Consider the following 19,758-nt stretch of genomic DNA (forward strand, 5'->3'; position numbering starts at 1 on the left):
TACTGCCTCTAAATTTTAAAATTCAAACTCGATTTCCGGTAACGCAACCGGGCCACTTTCTTCGTCCTGATTCAGCGTTCGAATCTGGCTATTCACATCGCTCAGCGCCTTATCAATGATCTCCAGCAGCCGATCACGGAAAGAAGCCATTGTCTTGGCGGTGAAAAGATCCCGATTGAAATGCCAGCTTGCTCGCAGGCTGGTTTCGCCATCTTCAATTTGCAGGTTGAGGTCATAGATGGCCGCACCGGTCGCCGCCGGCGTCCAGACGATCGCGCCGCCCAGAAACGTTTGTCTGCTCAGCCCTGTGTTCTGTAGCGCAAACATGGCGTCAAACAGCGGAGAGCGGCCATAAGAGCGGTCCGCAGCAACCTGCGCCACCAGACGGTCAAAGGGGTAATCCTGGTTGTCGAAGGCGTTCAGCGTCATGTCGGCCACCTCCCGCAAATAGTCTTCAAAGCGCGCAGCCAGAGCCGGTCGCAGCCTCAAACAGAGCGTATTCACGAACATCCCCTGAATGTCGTCGACGCCAGGGGCCAGACGACCTGCGACGGGCGTCCCGATGGTGATGTCGTCATCGCCGGTAACCTGGGCCAGGAAGACGCCATAACAGGACAGCAGGAACTGATAGACGCTGACCTGAAGACGCTCAGACAGGCGCCGAATGTTCGCCGACCTCTTTTCTCCCAAATCAAACTCAAGAAACTCCCCACTGAGACTGCGCACCCCGGATCTTGGAAAGTCCGTAGGCAAATCCGGCAGCGCAGGCTTCTCCGCATACATCTTCAGCCAATAGCCTTCCTGCTCCGCCAGATGGGCCTGACCGCCGTCGCTGGCCAGCCAGTGCGCATAGTCACGATATTGCAGGGGCGACGCAGACAAACTATCGCCGCGATACAGCGCCTCCCACTCCGCAAACAGACGGAGGAGTGAATAGCCATCAGTCAAAATATGGTGAATATCGAAGAGCAGATAGGTTTTCTCTGTGTCGCGATAGAGCGCTGCGCGCCACAGGGGCCCCTGCTGCAAGTCGAAGGGTTGGATGAATTGGGCCAGCGCATTGAATACGTCTGAAGCCGCCGACGCCTCCGCTATCGACACAGCTGGGTCGGCATGAATCAACTGCCGGGTTACTTCCCCTTCGCGTTCAAACGAGGTGCGAAGAATTTCGTGTCGATCCACTAATCGCCGCAAGGACTCCTGCAAGCGAACCGGGTCTATATCCGCCGGCAGCGCCACCCAAATCGGTAAATTGTAATGACAGGCGTCCGCCTGCTTGGATTGCTCGATGAACAAACGCACCTGTTGCGGCGTCGCTTCTATGCTGGCTTGCGCTGGAGAAGCAATCACTCCATGCGTTGGCGCGCTCCGCCCCTGCTGAGCTCTGACCAACGTCGCTAACTCCACCACCGTGCCACTGCGCAGAACATCGGCGACGGCGATTTTCACGCCCAGGTCACGACGCGCCCGCGACGCGATCATGGCCGCGGTTAACGAGCTTGCGCCCAGCTTGATCAGGTCGTCATCCGTCGCCAGATGGTCAATGTTCAAAAGCGAGCGACCTATTTCCAGCAAGACGCGTTCGATATCATCCACCGCTTCGGCGCCGCCGGACTCTACCTGCTTCATCTCCGCCAGGGCGCGTCGGTCCACCTTGCCATTAACCGTCAACGGCAATTCAGGCATGGCCCAGACCGCCGCCGGAACCATGTGCGCGGGTAGTTGGTCGATGAGTTGCTGACGCCAACTATCCAGATCAAACTCGTCAGCGACGCCTAAATAGCAATGCAGCCGATATTCCGCTGCGCCTTCGGGCTTGAGCGCGAGCACCAAGGCCTCACTCACCGTCGGATGCGACAGCGCCGCTTTCTCGATTTCGCCCAGCTCAACCCGAAAACCGCGAATTTTGATCTGAAAATCCCGGCGTCCGAGAAACTCCAGCTCATCCTCGGCATTCCAGCGCGCCCGATCTCCCGTGCGGTAGATCCGGCTTCCCGGGGCATAAGGATGGGGCACGAATGCTTTGCTCGTCTCGTCTTCCCGTCCCAAATACCCTAACGCCAAGCCAACGCCGCCGACATACAGCTCGCCTTCAAACAACGACGGCGTCAGACGACCAAACCGGTTCAGCACCAGCGCGACGGAATTACTGATGGGAGCGCCGATGGAAATACTGTCCAGTCGAGCGGGATCAATACGCTGCACCGTGGATATGACCCCGTTTTCAGTGGGGCCGTAGGCATTCAGAATGACGATTCCCGGACAGGCGGCGTATACCGCCGCCACCTGCTTCGGGGAAATCACATCGCCGCCCACCAGTAACTGACTCAAGGGCGCGAACATGGCGGGATCATCGCTGGCCAGCTGTGAAAACAGTGAGGTCGTAATCAACGCAACATCTGTTTTCCGTTCCCGAAAAAAACGCACGAGTTCAACGCTGTCCAGGAGCACTTCCCGATCGACAATCTGCAGGCAGCCGCCGTTGAGCAGCGCCGCCCAGATTTCAAACACACTGGCGTCAAATCCTGTTGCGCCGGCCTGAGCCACGCGCACGCCGGGTTGCAGGTCGAGATAAGTGGCGCGCCGAACCAATCGCAGAACCCCTGCGTGCGTGTTCAGTACGCCTTTGGGACGCCCGGTAGTGCCGGACGTAAACATCAGATAGGCCGCCTGAGAATCCGCCGGGGCGGACTGCGACGGCGTCTGGATTTGCAGGGCGCGCACCCGCCCGCCAGGCATGTCCAGCGCTAGCGACGCATGCGTCGCACCGGTCAGGGCAGTCGGCGGAGCCTCTTCACTGTGAATCAGCACGACGGCCTGACTGTCCTCCATCAGCAACTGAATGCGCTCGGCGGGATAGTCAGGGTCCAAAGGCATATAGACGGCTCCCGCTTTGAGCGCCGCCAGTGCGGAAACCGCCATGGGGATGCTGCGCGGGGTATGAATGGCGACAACCTGACCTGGCTGCACGCCCAGCTCACGCAGGGCTTGGGCGAGCTGGTAGCTGGCCTCATCCAGTTCAGCGTAAGTAAGGGACGCCTCACCATGGGTTATCGCCAGCGCCCTGGGGGTTTCCGCTACGCGCGCCGCAAAGGCTTCTTCAATTCTGGCGTATTCGTCGAAGGGGGTGACAGTCGCCGTTCCCCGCCCCAATCGCTCAGTAATTTCATCCGGGGCTAAAAGCTCCAGCTGAGACAAAGGTTTGTCCTGCAACAAACCCATCTCCAGAATATTCATAACCGCAGTGCACAAAGGGCGCAGGTAGCCGTAGGATGCGAACACGCCGCCCCCCTGAACCAGCAGCTCGGCTCCCTCCGCCGTGACGCGCAGCCCCATGACAATGGGCGCACGCGGAGCGTCTCTCTCTCCCAGATTGAACAGCAGGGGCGTCAGCAAGTCCTGCGCCGGCGGCAGAAGACCATACTCTTCCGCGGCAAGCTTGAGATAAGGAAACGCGCGATGTGACAACGCTTCCGTCATCGTCTTCGCGATCAGATCAATCACTGAGGCCAGATCGGCGCTGGAATCCAGCGTGAACGTCAGCGGAATAATCGTGGCGTCGTCGAGTTGCACTGACAGCGTCAGACGCTCCATGTCAGTAAAATGCATCAACGCCGTCAACCACCCCGCCAGCGCCACTTGCTGCGGCGTAACGCCCACCTCGGCGGCGGCGCCTTCAATGGCGCTCAGCAGGTCTGCGCCAACAGGGATGCTCGCCACCAGACGCTCAACAGGCTCCGCCGCACGGGACGGCGCTTTCAGTTCCGTTGGCGACCACTCTGCGTCAAACAGACCCCGCCAATAGGTTTCCGCCGCGCGGATCGCCTCAAGCTCGGTGAAATCCATATTACTAACCTCCATTGCCGACCATTACCGGCGCCAGTTTTTCAATGGTCTGCCGCACGTATAACTCACGTATCGGAAGCGCAGGCAGACCCGCCGCTCTCATGGCGGAGGCGATTCTGACCGCATAAAGGGAGTTGCCGCCAAGGCTGAAAAAGTTGTCTGCCGCGGTCACTTCACGCCCCAGCACTTCACTCCAGACCCTGACCATGTCAGCGACGAGACGGTCGGCTTCCGTCTCCGCGGCAGTCTCTTCCAAGCTGATTTTAGCAGGCTCGGAAGGACGCTCCGCCACGGCCTTGGGCTTATCCGCCGCTTTGCTCTGCGCATTGGGTTCAGGCAGCTTCTTAACGTCCAGCTTGCCATTCGCCGTCAGCGGCATGGCGTCAACCTGGGTGAAAGTGGAAGGCATCATATAAGCCGGCAACATCTTCTCCGCTTTGACAATCACGTCCTCCACGGCGATATCCGACAACACCAGATAACTGTCCAAACGGGCGGAAGCCGGATCGTTTTTATCCGGCTGATTCAACACCACCGCCGCCGCCTCCACACCGTGAACGCCGAGCAAGACTTTGCGGATTTCATCCAATTCGATGCGGAAGCCACGCAGCTTCACCTGACTGTCCAGGCGCCCTAAATGCTCCAGCCGTCCACATGGCAATAAACGCCCCTTGTCGCCGCTGCGATACATGCGACCACCACAAAAGGGATCAGGCATAAAGCGTTCTGCCGTCAATTCCGGACGGTTCAGGTATTGCGAAGCGACGCCCGCTCCCGCGACGTAAATTTCACCCGCTACGCCCACCGGCAGAATATTGCGCGCGGCGTCCAATACATATAAACGCCAACCAGGAATCGCCGGACCGACGGAGCGCGAACCGGCCATGGCCTCTGCGCGCGCAATGGTCTGGGCAGTGACATGCACCGTAGTTTCGGTGATGCCGAACATGTTCACCAGACGACAACGGGATTCCGGGTAGCGGTCGAACCACTTCATCAGCATCTTCGCATCGAGGGGCTCGCCACCGAAGATAACCAGTCGTAAATGCTCCAGCGGAGCGCCGTTGCGTTCCATTTCCATAAACTGGGAGAAAGCGGAAGGGGTCTGGTTCAGCACCGAAACCTGCTTATCCCTGACCAGCTCCAGAAACTCGTCAGGCGCGCGGGAGACCCAATAGGGCACGATCACAAGGTGGGCGCCCGTCAGCAGACTTCCCCATATTTCCCACACTGAAAAGTCGAACGCGGCGGAGTGGAAAAAGGTCCAGGCGTCCTGCGCATTGAGGCCAAAATCCTCCTGCGTCGCAGCCAGCAGGCTGACGACATTTTTGTGAGGAACCACCACGCCTTTGGGTTTGCCAGTCGATCCAGAGGTGTAAATCACATAGGCTGCGTCATCAGCGCGGACCTGTTCTGCGGAAGGCGTCGTCACCCGCGCATCGTCAATATCCCGCTCCAGCTCTGACGGCGCTATCAGCCGCCGCGCCTCCGCCACAGGGAATGCGTCTGCGTCGGTAATCACCAGACGGATCTCGGCATTCTCACAGGTATATGACAGACGCTCTTCCGGATAGGCCGGGTCCATGGGGATATATATTGCCCCCGCCTTCAGAATCGCCAGCATAGACGCGATCAAATCAAATGACCGCTCCAGACAGATACCAACGCGATCACCGGGTTTGACGTTGAGCACAACCAGATTCAGCGCCATGAGATGCGCCTTGCGCTCTAACTCCGCGTAGGTCATTTGCTCGTTTTCGTAGGAGAGCGCGACGGCCTCTGGAGTTTGAGCGGCCTGCCGGGCGAACAATTCCTCCAGACGTTCTGCTGGAATATCGCCAAGCTCGCGATCCACGCCTAACGCAGCCACTTCCTGCTGCGCCTTCTCATCCAGCAGCGGAAAGCTGCGCAGATTCAATTCGCCATCTTCGCGCAGTCGCTCATACGCCCGGCGCACGCACTGGAAGAACTGTTCGACGCTGTCGCCGGCAAACAAAGCGCCGTCAGCCAGCCCGCTGATGCAATATCGACCCTGCCCCTGGCTCTCAATGAGCAGCGTGAGCGGATAAGGCGCTCCCAGAGATGGCGCATAGTCGCATGCCGCCACCTTGACGTGCGGTGACGCTGCGGCGTCATAGATGAGCGCAGCCAGAGACACTTCACCGCCGTTTTCACAGTCTTGCAGACGATTCGCCAGCTCCTGCGAGCGCCAGACCGGTTGCTGCAACGACTGCTCGATGTTTGCTTTAAGACGCTGCGCTGTGGCGTCTTCCTGCACCGGCGCGGCGATTAGAGACCAGCCGCTCACCGACTCGACGCGGCTGTCATTAACGGCAACGACGGGTACGTTCGTCGCAGAATAGCGAGCCCATACCGTAGCCAGCGCACTGATCCAGCCCGCCACCAATTGCTGGTCATCCTGGCCGCTGAAAACGCCCAGACGCATTCTGATCAGGCCCTCTTCGCCCTTGCCCCGCCAGTCCGGAAGCGGTGAGAAATCGGCGGATAGCAGAGAGGACAACTCCGGCTCAGATCCAGACGCCGCCGCAGGCGACTGGTAAACGGCGTCCTGCTCAGAGATCGCCGCACAGACGAATGCATCCAGGGATGCTTTATCAAAAACCGCGCGATTGGCGACAATCACCAAATCAACAAAGCGGTCTGCGTAGGTTAATAACACCACGCGAATATAGGGAAACGTCTCGGCCAGCGGCCTCTCCATTTCCTTTCTGACCCGGTCCGCAGCCTGATAGCTGTCCGCCCGCAAATGCAGCGTCTCAATCCAGACGTACTCACGTCCCTCGGCCGCCATTTGCATAAACGGCAGTGCAGCAAGGGCGTGTTTTAGCCGCATCGCAACGGACTCAGGATTGACGGATTGCGTCAGGCGATAGGCGGCGGCGTGCAGTGCGCTGGGCGCCACATCGCCGTCACTCAGGTAAGAGCTCAGATTCCCGGCCATTTCCGGGTGATTCAAAAAAGTGCTTTTCATGGAAGTGCCTTATGTCGAATGAGAAAATCTGGACAGTCCTTGGCGAAGACCTCTTTCCACCGCCTAACGCGCGGAGAAGCCGCCGTCGACGGTGATCACGCTTCCGGTGACCTGACGGGACTCGTCAGAAGCCAGCCATACAGCGCTATGGGCGATATCCTCAGGCTCGATCAGCGCATTCATGGGCTGCGCCTGCACAAAGGTGTCCTCGTGCTCGGAGACGGGCACGTGCAGGGAGCGCGCGATCTCAGACAACATGCGACCTTCAACATGGGAGGCGTCGCGAACAGACCCCGGGCATAACGCGTTGACCCGGACTTTAAGCGGGGCGTAATCAAGAGCGACGGCTTTGCTCAGACCGATGACGCCATGTTTGGCCGCCACATAGCCGGAGAAATGGCGGTAACCGACCACCCCCGCCGTGGAAGCAATGTTAATGATGCTGCCGGAGCGACGCGCCGTCATGGCGGCGCCCACTGCGCGAATCATCCGCCAGGCGCCGGAAAGATCGACGTCAATCATGGTCGTCCATTCATCTTCACTGATGTCATGGGCGATTTTTCCAGACGGTGCGGCGATGCCTGCGTTATTCAACAGCACATCAATGCGTCCGAAACGATCCAGTCCTTTTGCGACGACAGCGTTGATCTCAGCTTGTCGCGTCACGTCCGCCAAGCCGGTCAAAACCGCCACGCCCTGCTCTTCACATAATTGAGCGGTGTATTGAAGCTGGCTCTCCGATCCGAGGGGATAAGGCACGGTGGCGATATCTCTTCCAATATCCAGCAGTATCAGATCCGCCCCCTGTCTGGCGAACTCAAGGGCGCAGGCGCGCCCCAACCCTCTGGCTGCGCCGGTAACCAGCGCTACTTTTCCTTTTAGTCTCATAGTTATCTCCTTGACGACACTGCGATCCACTAATAACAAGAATTAAAGAACCGCACTTTCGATCAGGGCGATAAGCGCCTTGGGATCGTCCATCAAATACATATGGCCGCCGGGAAGCTCTTCGTGCAGGGTCTGCACGGAAGAAGCCTTGCTCCAGAGCGCTTTATCCTCAGCCGTCACCAGCTCATCGTCACTGCCGCGAATAGTCAGCACCGTGATCGGCAAGGAGTCATCCGCCAGAGGGTGATAGCTTTCATGCATCTCCACATCCGCGCGCAGCGTCGGCAACAACACTTCCCGCATGATGGGGTCTTCCAGGGCGGGATGAGAGTAGCCGGCAAACTCATTGACCCGGCGTACAAATTCATCATCCGGCAATCCAGAGGCGCGCTCTTCCCTGCTGTTCCATGGGCTTGGAGAGCCACTCACGATTAACCCCTGCACATTGGCCTTTTCCTCTCCGCACATGGCGCGCGCCAGCTCAAACGCCAGCACGGCGCCCAGGCTGTGTCCAAAAAAGACGATGGGTTTGGAGAAATCCAGCTCCGCCATTAACTCGGGCATGATTCCCTGCACCGCTTCCGCCACGTTGGTGTAGGCAGGCTCCACAAAGCGCTTCTCCCGTCCTGGCAACTGCACAGCGATCACATTGAGCTTCTCGGACAAATCCTTCCACTCGTGAAACACCGATGCGCCCGCGCCAGCGAAGGGGAGACAAACCAAGTTAACCAGAGAGACTTCTTTCATTTTCTGTATCCTTTAGTTATTACTATTTCCTTTTCCGCCGGCGCATTTATAAACGCCAGACAATAGGAGGCCATAAAGCCTGTTTAGCTTTATATAAAAATATAATGAGCGGTATTTATCGACGGACTAGAATAAGTCTATGCGAGGTTCCATATACTTCCCTTTCCACAATTAATACTTCCTGATTCCCGTTAATGTTGTCTAATTAGACAGAATATCTTTTACGCAAACCATTTAATGCTCGCCAGAGTGCATGAGCATGACATAAAGAAACGTCATTAGCGTTCGTTCGCCCCAAAGGCGCACCTCTATAAGCCACTAATAAACAAAGAAATAAGTAACGAGCGCTTCCATGCAGAGCAAGTATTGGCGCGCCTGACAGCATAATTTCCATAACGACAAGTTGATGTCATTTTTGCTACGACCTTAAAAACAAGGCGTGGAAATTTCACTTAAACACTTAACTATACTTGTATAAACGGGATAAGAAGCGGTGGAGAGAAGAACCCGAGAGAATATAGCCGGGATAGGACATAAACGGACGGATAGAGGCCGTCCCCTTTGGCTTATAATACAACATCCTGTAATACTCGTAGTGCTGTTAATGTTTAATCAACAAAACGTGATTATATATATTTTTTTAGCCGCTTCAATCCGGTAGTCCGTATTTTTTACTATATCGCAGCGTTAGGGGGAAAAGTCGCCCTTCACATCCCCCGTTTACTCACTAGTCCAGCTCCAGTGGAAAAGCGATCTAAAGACATTTAAGCCAGGAAGGCGCATCAAAATCTCGCGCTCAACGTCACTTTTTCATCACCCAATTGTTCGTATTTTGTAGACAGTTTAACCATACTTGGTGGATTTATCCTTGCTTACATCCCCAATAAACTGCTCCTGACATTGAAAAACAGGCTTTCAACCCTACACTCTGGAGACGATATATGAGCAGCAAAATCGCAGTAGTCACTGGTGGAAACCGTGGTCTGGGCAAAAACACGGTCTTGCATCTGGCGCAAAAAGGCGTGGATATCATTCTGACCTATCGCAGCAATCGCGCCGAGGCGGAGGATGTCGTCAGCGAAGTGCGTCAAATGGGCCGCAAGGCGGTCGCATTGCAACTGGACGTCGCCGAAAGCAAGAGTTTCGCGGACTTTGCCAAATCAGTCGCCCAGGAACTCAGCGCCAATTGGGGCCGTGAGCAGTTCGATTACTTGGTAAATAACGCGGGGATCGGCATCCATGCGCCTTTCGCGGAAACGACGGAAGAGCATTTTGATCAGTTAGTGAATATTCATCTGAAGGGCGTGTATTTTCTGACGCAAAAACTCCTGCCGTTCATCGCAGATGGAGGCAGAATCGTTAATATTTCCAGCGGTCTCGCCCGCTTCGCCCTGCCTGGTTACTCTGCGTACGCAACGATGAAAGGCGGCGTGGAAGTGCTGACCCGTTATATGGCGAAAGAACTTGGAGCGCGAGGCATAGCGGTGAACGTGGTGGCGCCGGGCGCCATTGAAACGGATTTCGGTCAGGGATTGGTGCGCGATAATTCAGAAATTAACCAGTTTATCGCCTCACAAACCGCACTCGGACGTGTCGGTCTACCGGACGACATTGGCGGCGTCATCGCCTCTCTGCTCTCAGAGGACAATCGTTGGATCAATGCTCAACGTATTGAAGCGTCCGGCGGGATGTTTCTCTAAGCTGTCTCAGCGGACCAGCCCAAGGGCTGGTCCAATTATGCATTCGCTGTAATCTCAACAGCGTTTTCTTTGCAGAAGTCAGGCTCTATGATTGGGACGTTTCAGAATTAGATTAATGGCTCGCTATGTCCTCAATCCCGGCATCGTGGTACTACCTGTTTTTTCAGCTTCTATCCATCACGCTCTGCACCACACTGCTCGCATTGATACTGCAACGTTTAGGAAAATCGGAATACTTTTCCTACGCTACAGGTATTCTTAGCGCTATTTTTATCTTCTTAGCCGCACCGAGACTCCTGGGAGTTTATGCTCGCAGCGAACAAATCACGTTGGATATGGCGATAGGGTTCATCGCCTTTTTAACCGTCGGTTTATTTGGCTTGATGTATGTCGTGGCGAGCAACGCTTTATCTTATTTAAAAGCCAAATGGGGAAAGCGCCGTTAACGCGATAATCCAACGCTGATATAGCCACACGCCATCAATACGCCAGTCGCCAGGATGGCGATATAAACTCTTTTCTTTAGTGCGTTGCGTCCTCGGGCGGAAATAAAAGCCGCCACCGGAACCAGTATTCCCATTTCAATCAGCAGATTTCGCCAAAAGTAAAAATTAAGGAAATCGAGTTTTCCCGCGCTGGGCAGGAAGCCGTACTCAAAGGCGTATACGGACTCTGTCAGCGGCCAGAATATGGGATTCTTATGCACACCGACACAGTAATCCATGAGCACATGAGCCATGGAAGCGGCGCAAATCAAAAGCGGGTTGGCGTTCCTTAAGCGTCTGACGAACACATACTTCTTCAAACCCAGTCCGATGCAGGCGATCACCAGACTCGCTCCAATGGAGTGGGTATAACGGGGCGCTATATTGACGCCGAAGCACCATGTCAGCAGATAATCCAGATCGGGGCATACGACCAACCCCATAAAGAAAAAGCTCAGGAACAACTGCTCCGATTTACTTTCCGATTTGGCGTTATCGCCAATCGCCGCTCCAATCAGAGCATGGCCGAATATAGAAGACATTGATTTAGGTTACCGCAACTCACCAGTGCTTCAGGGCGCGATTCCACTGGTACAAACACCAGGCGAGCACATTATAAGTTTTGTTCAACAGCCAACGCAGACCGGGAACTTTGGACACATTCGCTTTCCATTGCTCGGACGACGAAGCCTCCCAGATAGCGATAAAGGCTTCATATCCCACGCGCAAATCGCCATTAAGGTCGATGACATGCAGCCGCTCTCTGACAAATTCCAGATCAGCATTGAGATCTTTCACCTTATCATTGTCCAGATGCACGTCTTCCCATTCGACACCACAGACCGCTCCCTTTTTCTGCTGGAATTTAATGCCAGCATCACACACCGGACAGGCGGAGTTGTAGAAAACCCGGATTTTAGGTTCCATAGGCGTCCCGTTTACCTATCAGTCTGTATGCATCAGGACATCACCCGCCAAGTTACTGCTACAGCGAGTTAACACTGATCTTCATACGGATTTACCAAAAAACTTCCTGACGCGCTGCATACGCCATAGACTCTATCACCGCAGCGAAATTCAGTTTCAGACCGCCTATCTTTTATAGTAACCAGCCACCGATCTTCTAACTGATCCAGTTCTATATAAAAACCAACCCTTGATATGCAAGATTTGGTATAGAGTATTTCTTCCACTACGCATTTTGCCTTATCCATAGAGTCAATTGGCGCATCAGACTCACAGGACAAGGAGTGTGTGCTACACAAAAACAATGTGCTCAATAGCAGAAATTGGCAGCCTTTTATCACCGACAAAAACCTCTTGTTATTTAAGTTGACAGCATTGCTGCAGCCGCCCGAGCATGAGACGGTTACACTAGTAAAGCATGCCAAGCATATGGAAAAAGATCTTACGCTGGAAGCGCGTTTTAAAGCTCTGATACAGAGCGTCCCCGAGATCATGAAAACTGTTGAGGCTTGCGCCAATTATGGTTTGCCTGATTACTATCTGGCTGGCGGCGCGGTCACCCAGGCGCTCTGGAACAGCATGCTTGGAGAGGCTCCTCTAAGCAGAGTGAAGGATTTCGATGTGGTCTATTTCGCGCATGAAGCATCAGCGTTGGAAAAAGAGCATGAGAATACGCTCAACCGCCTGACTCGCCATAGCATTCCCATCGATGTTAAAAATCAGGTGTATGTACACGAATGGTATCCACGCAAGTTTGGACACGACATCCCACCCTATCAGAGCGCGGAAGCTGGTATCTCGTCCTGGCTGCCCGCATTCGCGATTGGCGTGCGAAAACAGGTTGATGATCTAAAGATATTCGCGCCTTTCGGACTGAATGACGCCATGAACATGGTTATACGCCCCAACAAAACCGTCATGAGCGCAGCCAACTATATGACTCTGGTGGATAGTTTTAAAAACCGATGGCCTGCTGTAACAGTTTTATCTTGGTAACTATTTGATAGCATAAGATAGAACAGCCAAATAACAGAGTAAACTTTCATACATAGAATAAAAACAACCGTTTTACTTCTACCTTTAGCAGTCTTTTAAAACTTATTTCTAAATCTTTCGGCTATTTTTTCCAAAGAGATCATAACATCCCGATCTCTATCCGTTCCCTTAATCTCATCTGGACGGCGAGGGTCCCAATGTTTCACGATAGAGATGATCAGAAATGTGTCCTTATCATAAAATCCAGGGCAGTAGACAATAACTTGCCCTGATGTTCTCCTGATTGGCGCAAGTCGAAGAGGAAATCCTTTCGGATTATAGTGCACATGTTGTAACTCCACGTATCTACTGTCGTGTGAATGCGTATATGGAAAATCTCTACCAAAAGTGCTAGGTAATCCTTTTCCGGACTTGTAGTCAGTAAACTCAGCTTTTAATATAGCGGCCCTTCTCTCTCCGAGAAGCTCCCGCAGAGTGCCATATACAGAAACCTTCACCAATCACCGTCCTTTGTATTTTTTATAGATTTTTCTATTGCGTCGGCGATCTTACTCAGCTCACTATCACTAACATATAGTTTCTGGCCATTAGGCTGATCGCCCCTTTCATCGTACGCAAAAATTTCTATAGGTTTCTGATCTGCTGTTTTGGGTGGAATTAGTGTTCACTTTATTTCCATTATTCAAAGTCTCCATCATCAGAGTCTTTAAGTTTTTTAGCCATTTTTTCAGCTATTTCATCGAGATCGATATCATCATCTTCCATCTGTGACGGTATATCATTGACCTCAGTATCTCCCCGTCTCAAATAATCCAAGACATCTATCATCTCTTCATAGTCGTGCCTTTCAGAGGCATAGAAAACGATATTTCCATTAATGGTTATGGCAATCGCACTACAATTATATTTTTGAAATGCACCCACAGGATCTTTTGCAAAATCCTCCACCGACATAGAGTGTTCTGCGTACAATTTATCCAACATTAAATTACCTCTCTTCCAGCATCAGGAATCTGCGCACTTAATTTAAAACAAACTACGAATTATTAGATTTTCATATCTGACTAAAATTATATATTCAAACAGACAGAAAATGCATTCTTTTTAACCCCTAGCTCACACCAAATATGCTACATACTGTCTCGTAATTTATAGCTACTCTCATAAAAGGCATTTACCACTGTTTATATAGTGAACACGAAACAATAGCTACCATATCACCAATACAGTCGATACAATCGCTGAGTAATGACTAACCTTCATTTCTTACACTAACAATAAAGCCCGGAAATTGAGTCAGAGGCGACTTTCGCCCCGTACACGTCAAGGAAGTATCTGATATTTAACATCCATTCTCAGGAGGAGAATCTCAATGTCAGGATGCTTAGCCACCCTATTCCCAACGTCATTAATCCGGGCCGTATTTGCCCTCCCGTTGCTGTTGTTCTTCTGCGCAGAGTCCCCGCTCTGTCTGGCGGAGGCTTTTGGAATCAGAATCAAGGATTCCGCCAAAAACTGGGGGATGACGCAGAACAGTTATTATTCCTTCAGTGTCCATAAAGACGCGCTCTTCGCCGGCGGACGCGCTGTGTATGGTTCTGGAGGCCCCACCGCGCGCCTATTGCGCAGCGAGGATGGTGAGAATTGGGCGCAGGTGGACGTGCCTTTCAGCACAGATGATAACGAAGTCCGTCGGGTCTGGTCCGCCCCCGACGGATATCTCTATGCGGTAACACAAAGCGAAACGCCCAAAATCTATCGCTCGCTGAATGGGCGGCATAACTGGACGCGGGTAAAGACACTATCCGAGGCGGATGAATACGGTCGCTGGTTTGAATCATTTCAAGGCTGTATTTATCTGGCGGGACGCAGCGACAAACACACTGAAGCCAGGCTTTATCGTTCCTGCGATGGCGTCACGTGGAACGTAGCCGCCTCCTTCCCCGGCGTCACCGGCATTTTTTCCTTACTGGCTCACGAGAATACGCTGTACTTGACGACAGGACTCCCGTACTCAGGTGAAGTCAGCGTAATGGCGTCGAATAACGGATTAAATTGGGCGCGCGTGAATGAAACGACTTTCGCCAGCGATGAAACGCTGCATTCTCTGGTGGAGTGGCAAGGCGCATTTTGGCTGGGCACATTAAACAGCACGACTGGCGGAGCTGTCTGGCGCTCAGAGGATATGCGCGTCTGGGAGAAAGTCACCGGTGACGGCATGGGAGTGGGTCTTGATGAAAAAGAGGTGTATCGGCTGTATCCCTGGGGAGATCTGCTAGTCGCAGGAACCTACAATCCGGTGGATGGTGGTCGCTTATGGGCCACGGAGAACGGTCGCGACTGGGGCCAGATAGGCAGCCCCGGCGGCAACTCAGGCAGCGAATATAAAGGCGTATTTGATTTCATCGAGTTTCACGGAGCGCTTTACACCGCACACAGGGTCAGCTCCATCGCAACGAATATCCCGACTTTCCCGCAAGTCTTGTTGAGGCAGTAAGTCCTTCATAATAAAGGCGGTTTAGATGTCCGCCTTTATCTCCAGCCGCTGACTTCAGCGCACAATCTCACTGGGACAAAATACTCGAATTCTGTGTCCGTCCGGGTCCTGAACGACAAAGGTATAGCCGAAGTCCATTTGCGTGGGCGCTTGTATCACCTTCGCCTGCATCGCGCTCAAGTCTTCCAACGCTGCGTCGACAGTTTCCTTGCTATCCAGCATCAAGCCAATCTCCGCGCCACCGCCGGTCATATCCGCTGCAGGTTTCACTTCCTGTTTTGCCCACAGTCCCAGCTTCCAGCCGGACTCCAATACAAACAGCGAGAAGCCCGGGGAGGATTCCACCGGGGCTTTCCCCAATACATTTGAGTAAAACGCCGTACTGACTGGCATATTGCTGACATACAAAATGATATAGCTAGGTTCTTTCATAATCGTTCTCCAAATTCGATCTATCACTGAATCCCGTTATCGGGCGAAGCTGAAGCGCTTGCTTAGCTTCCATCGCTTCGTTGGAGGTCATCTTAGGCAGGCATACTGCCAGTTTCTGGCAGTAGTGTTTTATTGCGGCTCCACGCCTTTGTATTCACGCCATTCCTTCAACAAGTCATGACGACGCCGGGGAATGCGAGCCTCCAGACTGTGGAGTTCACCGATACGGTCAGTGCGAAAATGGCGGAACCCTTTGCGCAGTTCGCACCATGCAACCACGACTCTGATGGTGTCGAAAAAGCCAATCGCGAATGGCCAGATGATCCGAGTGGATGGGTTACCCTCGCTGTCGCCGTATGCAATGCATAGTTTGCGCTCAGCCCGAATCGCCGCCCGCACTCTTTCCAGTATGCTGTCGTCCTCGGGTTGCGTCGCTGCGGGTCCAATCAATAGCGTGGACGTCTCCAGCTCCTGGCGCAACTCAGCGGGAATCACCGCCGCAATTTTTGCAATCACATTACGGGCAGCTTCTCCCAACTTTGCATCGCCCCGCCGGGACACCCATCTGGAACCCAACACCAGGGCCTCAATTTCTTCATCGGAGAACATCAAAGGCGGCAACATAAAGCCAGGACGCAACAGATACCCCACGCCCGGCTCCCCCTCAATATGCGCGCCCTGAGCCTGCAACGAAGCAATGTCGCGATACAACGTACGAATACTGACGCCCAACTCAGACGCCAACTGCTTACCGCTCACCGGATAACGGTAGCGACGCAGAGTCTGCATGAGTTCAAGCAAACGTTCAGCTCGTGACAATTTTGGTGTTCCTATGAGGGGAATCTGAAAGCATGAAGCACATCCTGCCATAAACTGGCAGCTTGTGCTTAGGAAGGAAGAGATTTAGGAAGAGCTATTTGGCGTTGTTGTAGCGCGTAATCTCTTCGAGAGTTTCGGGGGGATATTTGATATTGACGTGTTCGAGGAACTCTTCGAGCAGCTTTTCCTTATTCGATTCCCATTCAGAAGCTGATGGAAATTCGTTATCTCTGAAACCGGTAAAAGAAACCCTAAAACTCAGGAAATGATGCGCAGTAATAGCTGTGTCTACAATATAGTTAATGCCTGTACTTGGGTGGCCAATGCGTCCCATTAACAAAGGCTCTTCCTTCAGGGAAAGTGTGCGGAAGTCGCCTCTTTCTTTCGGAAATACCCAATAATCGTCCTGATTCGGTGTACCGCCATTTTGAAGGAAGCTATTTTCCACATCACGATCAAGTTCTTCGTAGCTCCTGTATACTACTTCAATTAGCCAATCCTCAAACGCATTCTTGTCTAATAAAGAGCTAGATTCATCCTCAGATTCAAACTTGTAATATAAAGCCAAGTTAAGACTAAAGAAGCCTGCTGGATCTTGGCTGTCAGAATAAAAGCATTTCCAGTCACTGTCTGACAAAACTATTATGCCATAGAGTGGATTTGACCTTTTGTACAAGGATGCATCATAAATATCCATATCACCAAGAAGTAGAGACTCACATGATGCCTCATGCTCAGGCAGCCTCATAACAATGTCTGTTCCAGACAGAGCAAAACTCACAATGGGGCTAGTCTCATAGTCAACGCCAGATACTATATGTTTTTTCAGCATGGAAATCGCCACTAGCTCTGTAGTCTTTCTCTAACTCAATTACAAATCTAACATTGTAGCAGCGAAAGACCGAACTGTGTATTTTTGCTTTCTAGCTATGCTGATTATCAATAGTAAAACTACCTTGAAGATCTCTTATAACCATAAAATAAATCGACTCTTCGTCAAATAGTGTTGTAAAGGCATATTCCGCCACCCCATCATCATTTACCCAAATTCCAAACATACAAGGATCATTTTCCTCCAAAGGCTTTGAATTATCATAAATTTTAGGGTAATGGCTTCTTACGTAGGCTATACCAAGTTCGTTAGCTTTCTCTATATCTTTTAACAAATCCGCCAAAATGCTTTCCAAGAATTTTATGCAACTTTCACGCTCCTTAATATTTTTATTCTTCAAACAAACTCGAAAATTTCCATAACCTCGAACTTTGACATACCATTCAATGGTTTCGCCCAATCCATCAGCCCACGGAACAGTGCAAATAATAGTTTTTTCTATTTCATAGATAATGATATTTGAAAGCACTCCCAGCGCAGCAAAAAGCTCAGTCCTGACCGGACGGTTATACCTGGCCATGCTCAATTATCTCGCTCACAGCGCGTCTTCAACCGAGGAAAATTAAGAATTCAAGCCACTCATCGCCCCTTCTCCAATAGTAGACAACATCAGATGGTGCGCCAGCTAAGAGCTTCTTCTTATGTATATTTTAGCAATTTGGTAGGCGACGATTGCGCTCACAATAATTGCGACAGGGTTTGTTGACATAATGGCGGGGACGACGATATTAAAATAGTAACCGTTTGCACAGCCGCCAAACCCTCTGCAATCAGTAGCGACGCCCCAGAATGTATGGGTTGGAAAGACCATTATAAAAACAAATATTAATATCCGATTAGAAAAAGTTGAGTCAGAAAACTTTTTTTGTATTACTAACAGAACCCAAGACACCAAGAAGAACACTGTCGCATACAGAGAGTATGCCACGACCTGTAGCTTGATATCCCACTCGAATTTGCAGCATCCAATGTTTTTAGCTTGGCTATGAGTAATATGCAAAGCAAGAAACCGAATAGTATCTTTAGCTAAGAAATGCACGCCCAAAAACGTAATCAGCCATATCAGCGCACCAGCTACGAAATATGCGCCGTACTTAAAAGTCTTCAAGTTTTCTCTACCATGGCCGACGCCTAGCCTCTTGCTAAACAGCGCAGTAGTAGCCGCGTCCAATTGAGGCCACTTTTTCTGGCTGAAGCGGTGATTAACCTATTTATTATAGGATCTAAAATCTTATTTAAAAATATAGTCATAAACAAAAATCAGAACCAGGATAACACTCACTGCCGCTCCCTGACTCGCCGCTAGTTTTGTGGCCTTTCTCCAACTCAAATACAAAGTTAACACCGTGGTAAGGAACACATAAAGCGCGGCCTCGTGTTCCCAAAGAAATGGCGTGTACTTGACTACTTTGTTAGATGTTTGATGCTAATTGCGCGTAGATTGGAATCATGAGCCAGAAGCCGCCGAAGATACCGTTTTTTAACACCGAACCATGTGCATATTTTGAGCTTGAACCGAAATAGGCTGCAAAGAGCAAAATAATAGCAGCCAAGAACAAAACCCAAAACATACTTAGCCACATGCCGATACCGAGAATGGATATGCAGAAAATGCTGCCGAAGAAAAACCATTTTGATTCGGACTTTTTATTGGTGCGTAAACAGGTATACCAATACAACCCTGTATAGAGAAACAAAGCTACTACAGATAGGATGATAGTTTCCATTGGAAGGCGCATCACGTCTGGCTCAACGGTGGAGTCGCAAAACTCATTGGCTTATCCAGGGTTTTACTCGACCCGGCAAAAGTACTCATAGAATTCCCACTTATCATCCTTGATTGAGTAACAATCACCATCCAGGGTAATAATTCGAATTGAATGCTCAGGTGCGCCTTCTCCTGGGTATTCCATACTAAATTGCTTATCAGAAACCTTATGAATTACGTGAGGAATGAATTCAAGATTTTCTGGCTTTTCGTCAACAAAATACGCTATAGATTCGTTTTCCCTGGATACCACTATCAATTTCCCGAAAAATCCACTTCTAAAGAACGCACGAGTTTTTTCCGGAATTCCAGGTGCGGCCTCCATGCTACGCAGCGTCATCTCTTCGTTTGATTGCCATGTTCCTACTAAATCGCTAACTTCGTAGGCTGCCGCCAGCGGAGAAATAATAATACATAGAACTAGAATTGCGCTTCGCATGCTTTTACTTACAACGCTTAGGTTAAAGGAAGAAATAAGGTTTTAAGATTACAACGAGCAAAGCGAACGACTTTAAATTCTTTGTTAATTATTTGATTCATGTAACCTCTCTTTGCAGGCCTTGTAGTACCATGAAACACTTTCGAAATCCACGATTATATTCGTCACTACCAAAGTTTTCATGAATGAAGGGAAGCAGATAGAAATCTGCGGCGAAAGCGATTCAGAATAACGGCCTCTATTACCGCATCTCGAAAAATACGACGACGTTCTGGAGGCGCCTGAAGGAAA

Annotated in this window: 18 protein-coding genes; 4 read left to right on the forward strand and 14 right to left on the reverse strand. The window is 51.4% G+C overall.

The features are described from left to right. Nucleotides 1-15: 15 nt before the first annotated feature. The 4 genes from ACQYWX_RS21050 to ACQYWX_RS21065 all read right to left on the reverse strand — a co-directional run bounded on the left by ACQYWX_RS21050 (nt 16) and on the right by ACQYWX_RS21065 (nt 8,473). The gene (locus ACQYWX_RS21050; protein WP_431686230.1) at nt 16-3,846 is read right to left on the reverse strand and encodes an amino acid adenylation domain-containing protein; all 3,831 of its coding nucleotides are present in this window, start codon (nt 3,844-3,846) and stop codon (nt 16-18) included. A 4-nt stretch (nt 3,847-3,850) separates the two neighbouring features. Beyond that, nucleotides 3,851-6,838 (reverse strand): non-ribosomal peptide synthetase, encoded by a 2,988-nt coding sequence (locus ACQYWX_RS21055; RefSeq protein ID WP_431686231.1) that lies wholly within the window; start codon nt 6,836-6,838, stop codon nt 3,851-3,853. A gap of 63 nt (nt 6,839-6,901) precedes the next feature. Next, nucleotides 6,902-7,726 (reverse strand): SDR family oxidoreductase, encoded by an 825-nt coding sequence (locus ACQYWX_RS21060; protein WP_216738335.1) that lies wholly within the window; start codon nt 7,724-7,726, stop codon nt 6,902-6,904. 42 nt (nt 7,727-7,768) lie between these two features. Then, entirely contained in the window at nt 7,769-8,473 is a 705-nt protein-coding gene (locus ACQYWX_RS21065; RefSeq protein ID WP_216738334.1) for a thioesterase II family protein, read from the reverse strand. 941 nt (nt 8,474-9,414) lie between these two features. Between ACQYWX_RS21065 and ACQYWX_RS21070 the strand changes: the two genes are divergently transcribed. Both ACQYWX_RS21070 and ACQYWX_RS21075 read left to right on the forward strand, forming a co-directional pair. Then, the gene (locus tag ACQYWX_RS21070; RefSeq protein ID WP_431686232.1) at nt 9,415-10,173 is read left to right on the forward strand and encodes an SDR family NAD(P)-dependent oxidoreductase; all 759 of its coding nucleotides are present in this window, start codon (nt 9,415-9,417) and stop codon (nt 10,171-10,173) included. A 125-nt stretch (nt 10,174-10,298) separates the two neighbouring features. After that, nucleotides 10,299-10,619: a hypothetical protein gene (locus ACQYWX_RS21075; protein ID WP_431686233.1), complete on the forward strand. Its 321-nt coding sequence runs from the start codon at nt 10,299-10,301 to the stop codon at nt 10,617-10,619. Here the strand turns inward: ACQYWX_RS21075 and ACQYWX_RS21080 are convergent. Then, complete coding sequence (locus tag ACQYWX_RS21080; protein ID WP_431686234.1) at nt 10,616-11,200, reverse strand: metal-dependent hydrolase; 585 nt, start codon at nt 11,198-11,200, stop codon at nt 10,616-10,618. The genes ACQYWX_RS21075 and ACQYWX_RS21080 overlap by 4 nt on opposite strands. A 19-nt stretch (nt 11,201-11,219) precedes the next feature. Next, nucleotides 11,220-11,585: a thiol-disulfide oxidoreductase DCC family protein gene (locus tag ACQYWX_RS21085; RefSeq protein WP_431686235.1), complete on the reverse strand. Its 366-nt coding sequence runs from the start codon at nt 11,583-11,585 to the stop codon at nt 11,220-11,222. 327 nt (nt 11,586-11,912) lie between these two features. Between ACQYWX_RS21085 and ACQYWX_RS21090 the strand changes: the two genes are divergently transcribed. Further along, complete coding sequence (locus ACQYWX_RS21090) at nt 11,913-12,620, forward strand: nucleotidyltransferase family protein (protein ID WP_431686236.1); 708 nt, start codon at nt 11,913-11,915, stop codon at nt 12,618-12,620. 95 nt (nt 12,621-12,715) lie between these two features. Here ACQYWX_RS21090 and ACQYWX_RS21095 read toward each other — a convergent pair whose 3' ends face one another. Both ACQYWX_RS21095 and ACQYWX_RS21100 read right to left on the reverse strand, forming a co-directional pair. Next, entirely contained in the window at nt 12,716-13,117 is a 402-nt protein-coding gene (locus tag ACQYWX_RS21095; RefSeq protein ID WP_371747850.1) for a type II toxin-antitoxin system YafO family toxin, read from the reverse strand. A gap of 181 nt (nt 13,118-13,298) precedes the next feature. Next, the gene (locus ACQYWX_RS21100; RefSeq protein ID WP_431686237.1) at nt 13,299-13,604 is read right to left on the reverse strand and encodes a hypothetical protein; all 306 of its coding nucleotides are present in this window, start codon (nt 13,602-13,604) and stop codon (nt 13,299-13,301) included. A gap of 388 nt (nt 13,605-13,992) precedes the next feature. Here ACQYWX_RS21100 and ACQYWX_RS21105 point away from each other — a divergent pair, with 388 nt between their 5' ends. Beyond that, the gene (locus ACQYWX_RS21105) at nt 13,993-15,117 is read left to right on the forward strand and encodes a hypothetical protein (RefSeq protein WP_431686238.1); all 1,125 of its coding nucleotides are present in this window, start codon (nt 13,993-13,995) and stop codon (nt 15,115-15,117) included. Between the two features lie 54 nt (nt 15,118-15,171). Here the strand turns inward: ACQYWX_RS21105 and ACQYWX_RS21110 are convergent, their stop codons facing one another. The 6 genes from ACQYWX_RS21110 to ACQYWX_RS21135 form a co-directional block, all read right to left on the reverse strand. Continuing rightward, the gene (locus ACQYWX_RS21110) at nt 15,172-15,549 is read right to left on the reverse strand and encodes a VOC family protein (protein ID WP_431686239.1); all 378 of its coding nucleotides are present in this window, start codon (nt 15,547-15,549) and stop codon (nt 15,172-15,174) included. A 129-nt stretch (nt 15,550-15,678) separates the two neighbouring features. Continuing rightward, entirely contained in the window at nt 15,679-16,368 is a 690-nt protein-coding gene (locus ACQYWX_RS21115; protein WP_431686240.1) for a helix-turn-helix transcriptional regulator, read from the reverse strand. Nucleotides 16,369-16,462: 94 nt separating this feature from the next. After that, on the reverse strand, nt 16,463-17,200 hold the full coding sequence (locus ACQYWX_RS21120) for a hypothetical protein (RefSeq protein WP_431686241.1): 738 nt from the start codon (nt 17,198-17,200) through the stop codon (nt 16,463-16,465). A gap of 91 nt (nt 17,201-17,291) precedes the next feature. Then, a complete protein-coding gene (locus tag ACQYWX_RS21125) occupies nt 17,292-17,780 on the reverse strand; it encodes a hypothetical protein (protein WP_431686242.1) in 489 nt (162 codons plus the stop codon). Between the two features lie 892 nt (nt 17,781-18,672). Then, a complete protein-coding gene (locus tag ACQYWX_RS21130) occupies nt 18,673-18,987 on the reverse strand; it encodes a hypothetical protein (RefSeq protein ID WP_431686243.1) in 315 nt (104 codons plus the stop codon). A 63-nt stretch (nt 18,988-19,050) separates the two neighbouring features. Further along, complete coding sequence (locus ACQYWX_RS21135; RefSeq protein ID WP_431686244.1) at nt 19,051-19,467, reverse strand: hypothetical protein; 417 nt, start codon at nt 19,465-19,467, stop codon at nt 19,051-19,053. Nucleotides 19,468-19,758: the final 291 nt, after the last annotated feature.

This window comes from Hahella sp. NBU794, assembly GCF_050749805.1.
Classification (GTDB): Bacteria; Pseudomonadota; Gammaproteobacteria; order Pseudomonadales; family Oleiphilaceae; genus Hahella.